Annotated in this window: 2 protein-coding genes; one reads left to right on the top strand and one right to left on the bottom strand. The window is 72.4% G+C overall.

What is annotated here, in order from left to right; genetic code table 11:
• Positions 1-227: 227 nt before the first annotated feature.
• A complete protein-coding gene (typA, locus tag VM242_14535) occupies positions 228-2057 on the bottom strand; it encodes a translational GTPase TypA (GenBank protein ID HVM06381.1) in 1830 nt (609 codons plus the stop codon).
• A 143-nt stretch (positions 2058-2200) separates the two neighbouring features.
• Here typA and VM242_14530 point away from each other — a divergent pair.
• On the top strand, positions 2201-3586 hold a 1386-nt coding region (locus VM242_14530), incomplete at its 3' end, for a fibronectin type III domain-containing protein (GenBank protein HVM06380.1).

The raw sequence follows: 3586 nt of genomic DNA, 5'->3' as shown, positions 1-3586 counted from the left end.
GAGCTCGGGGGGCGCGTGCCGGCCGAGGGCCCGCCGCCCTCCCTGCCCGACGTCCCCGCCTCGCCGACCGTGCGTTCGGTGGTCGACGCCCTGCGGGCGTCGGCCTCCGGCTCGGCCGCCCGCCTGGCCCGGGAGGCCCGGGAGGCCCGCCGCCGCATCCGCTGAGCGTGGGCTCCGCGCCGGGCGCCGGGCGCGGGCGGCGGTCGGCCGCCGGCGGGCGGCGACGCTCAGGCGGTGCGCTCGACCCGTCTCTGCGAACGGCGGCGGTCGGTCTGCGCCAGCACGAGCTTGCGCAGGCGCACCGCCTTCGGCGTCACCTCCACGCACTCGTCCTCGGCGACGAACTCGAGGGCCTGCTCGAGCGACAGGATCCGGGGAGGGGTGAGGCGCACCAGCTCGTCGGCCGTGGACGACCGCATGTTGGTGAGCTTCTTCTCCTTGACCGGGTTGACGTCCATGTCCTCGCCCCGGGCGTTCTCGCCCACGATCATCCCCTCGTACACCTCGACCCCGGGGCCGACGAGCATGTCTCCCCGCTCCTGGAGGTTCATGAGGGCGAACGTGGTGGTGGGCCCCTTGCGGTCGGCCACGATGCTGCCGCTCTGGCGGGTCCGCAGCTCGCCGTGCCACGGCTCGTAGCCCTCGAACACGTGGTGGGGGATGCCGGTGCCGCGGGTCTCGGTCAGGAACTCCGTGCGGAACCCGATGAGCCCCCGCGCCGGCACCAGGTACTCGAGGCGGACCCATCCGGTGCCGTGGTTCACCATGTGCTGGAGGCGGCCCTTGCGCACGGCCAGGAGCCGGGTGACCGTCCCCAGGTGCTCCTCGGGGACGTGCACACTGAGGCGCTCCACCGGCTCGTGGACCCGGCCGTCGACCTCGCGGGTGACCACCTGCGGCTTGGCCACCGTGAGTTCGAAGCCCTCCCGGCGCATGGTCTCCACCAGCACGGCCAGCTGGAGCTCGCCGCGGCCCTGGACCTCCCAGGTGTCGGGCCGGTCGGTGGGCAGCACCTTGAGCGAGACGTTGCCGATCAGCTCGGTGTCGAGGCGGGCCTTGATCTGGCGGGCGGTGAGCTTGGTGCCGTCCCGGCCGGCGAGGGGTGAGGTGTTGACGCCGATCGTCATCGACAGGCTGGGCTGGTCGATGGTCAAGACCGGGAGCGGGCGGGGGTCGTCGGGGTCGGCCAGCGTCTCGCCGATGGTGACGTCGTCCAGGCCGGCCACGGCGATGATTTCGCCCGGCCCCGCCTCCTCGGCGCTCACCCGCTCGAGCCCCTCGGTGACGAACAGCTCGCTGGTCCTGACCCGCTCGATGGTGCCGTCGGCCCGGCACCAGGCGACCGTCGACGCCCGGGTGATGGTGCCCTGGCGCACCCGGCACACGGCCAAGCGGCCGAGGTAGGGGGAGCGGTCGAGGTTGGTGACGAACGCCTGGAGGGGGTGGTCCTCCTCGTAGGTGGGCGCCGGGATGTGGGAGACGAGCAGGTCGAAGAGGGGAGCGAGGGTGGCGCCGGCGTCGTCGGGGTCGAGCGACGCCTTCCCGTCCCGGGCGTTGCAGTAGACGATCGGGAACTCGATCTGGTCGTGGTCGGCGTCGAGGTCGAGGAACAGCTCGTAGACCTCGTCCAGCACCTCCTTGGTGCGGGCGTCGGGCCGGTCCACCTTGTTCACCACCAGGATGACCGGCAGGCGGGCCTCCAGGGCCTTGCGCAGCACGAAGCGGGTCTGGGGCTGGGGCCCGTCCGCCGCGTCGACCAGGAGCAGGACGCCGTCGACCATGGACAGGGCCCGCTCCACCTCGCCGCCGAAGTCGGCGTGGCCCGGCGTGTCGACGATGTTCAGCTTCACGTCGCCGTAGCGCACCGAGGTGTTCTTGGCGAGGATGGTGATGCCCTTCTCCCGCTCCAGGTCGGTGGAGTCCATGACCCGCTCGGCCACGTCCTGGTTGACGCGGAAGATCCCGGACTGCCAGAGCATGGCGTCGACCAGCGTGGTCTTGCCGTGGTCGACGTGGGCGATGATTGCGACGTTGCGCAGGTCGGGACGCGCGGGCATGCGGGCCTTCTCGGGTTCGGGTCGTGTCCGCCGCTGGGGCGCGGAACGAGGCGGGAACACCCCATCGTACGTGGTCGCGACGAAGACCCACTCAATCGGGCCCTTCCGGACGCCGATACCCATCGCACGCCTTGGAGGTGCAGATGGGAACGTTCGGCGCTCTCGCCGTCGCAGTCAGCCTCGCTCTCGTCGGTCCTGGCTTCGTGTCGGCACCGCCCTCGGCCGCATCGTCGGGCTCCGGCGGGCCCGCCGCCGACCCCGACCGGGGTCTCGTCTACCGCGGGCTGTACGCCGCCGACGCCGGACCGTGCCGCAACGGCTTCGAGCTCGGCCACCCGGGCAGCGGCCGCTGCACGCACGGCCCTGACCCGGCGCCCGCCGGCGTCGACGTGGCCCGGCCCCGGTCGCTCGCCGCCATGGAGGCCGACCAGGCGGCCGCCCTGCCCCAGGACGGCCACGGCTCCCTCCTGTGCATCGACGACGGCACGTCCGGGAAGCGGGTCCAGGCCATCTACGCGGTGGCCAGCGACCGCACCGACCGCTTCGCCAGTATCGCACCGCTGATCCCGCAGTGGGCGACGAACGTCGATGCCGTCTTCAACGCCAGTGCCGCCCAGACCGGCGGAGTGCGCCACGTGCGCTGGGTGACCAACCCCGACTGCAGCCTCAACGTGGCGAAGGTGGTGCTGTCGCCCAGCGGCGACGACTCGCTCTCCAACACCGAGGACGAGCTGTACGCCAAGGGCTTCAACCGAACCGACCGCAAGTACCTCGTGTGGGCCGACGCCAACGTCTACTGCGGGATCGCGGGCATCTATGGCGACGACCGGCCCGGGCAGGAGAACGCCAACAACGGCGTCTCCTGGGCCAGCCCGCTGGTCGGCCGCGTCGACAGCGGGTGCTGGGGGCGGAACGCGTCCGTGGAGGCCCACGAGCTGGTCCACATGCTGGGCGGGGTCCAGCTGAGCGCGCCGAATTCGAGCGGCGGCTGGCACTGCACCGACGAGTCGGACCGGATGTGCTATGTCGACACTCCCTCGACCGTGTTGGCGAAGGTGTGCCCCGACACCGAGGAGTACCTCCTCGACTGCAACAACGACGACTACTACTCCACGGCGGTGCCCAGCGGCAGCTACCTGGCGACGAAGTGGAACACCGCCAACAGCGCGTTCTTGACGTCGACGCCGGCGCCGCCGCCCGACACCACGCCGCCGCCCGTCCCGACGGCGCTGGCCGGCGTGGCGGGCGACGGGCAGGCGGCGCTGTCGTGGCTGCCCGTGGTCGCCGCCGACCTGGCCGGCTACCGGGTGTCCCGCAACGGCACGCCGGTGGCGACCACCACGTCGTCCGCCTTCACCGACACGGGGCTGACCAACGGCGTGCGCTACGAGTACACGGTGTCGGCGTTCGACGCCGCCGGGAACCGCTCGGCCGAGTCGGTGCCTGTCACGGTGACGCCGATGGCCGCCGCAGTGGCGCCGCTTCCCACGACCACGACCACGACCACGACGCCCCCGCCCCCCCTGCCC

Source organism: Acidimicrobiales bacterium, assembly GCA_035540975.1.
In the GTDB taxonomy this organism is placed as follows: Bacteria; Actinomycetota; Acidimicrobiia; order Acidimicrobiales.
This window is presented reverse-complemented; position numbering and strand designations above follow the sequence as displayed.

Coding starts and splice junctions, on each gene's coding strand:
- typA (HVM06381.1), bottom strand. CDS start 2,057: ATGCCCGCGCGTCCCGACCTGCGCAACGTCGCAATCATCGCCCACGTC.